The sequence below is a fragment of the Aeromonas sp. PrichA-15 genome (assembly GCF_017939245.1).
In the GTDB taxonomy this organism is placed as follows: Bacteria; Pseudomonadota; Gammaproteobacteria; order Enterobacterales; family Aeromonadaceae; genus Aeromonas; species Aeromonas caviae.
The window spans coordinates 1-293 of the sequence record NZ_JAGKRH010000394.1 but is presented as its reverse complement, the minus strand read 5'-3'; the positions used below and the strand labels follow the sequence as shown (position 1 = coordinate 293).

At 52.6% G+C, this 293-nt stretch carries 1 protein-coding gene; it reads right to left on the bottom strand.

Annotated elements, in window-relative coordinates; all coding sequences use genetic code 11:
* Positions 1–293: transposase (locus J9889_RS23905; RefSeq protein ID WP_210558491.1), on the bottom strand; the 293-nt coding region annotated here is incomplete at both ends.

Below are 293 nucleotides of genomic sequence, written 5' to 3'. Positions count from 1 at the left end.
GTCATCGGACTCTTTCATGGCTTGCAGCAGCTTGTGCTTGAGCATCCAGGCGGTGTCATATTTGACGCCCAACTGGCGCTTTAGCTCCATCGCTGACAAGCCTGTTTTGGTTTGTGACAACAGGTGCATTGCCAGAAACCACTTGGCCAGTGGGAGCTTGGTGTTTGCGAAAATCGTGTTTCCAGTCAATGACATCTGGTGACGGCAGTGATTGCATTGCCACACACGTGGCCGCCTTCTCAGGCGACAACAGGTCTTGTTGGCACATTCAGGGCAGACAAAGCCGTTAGGAA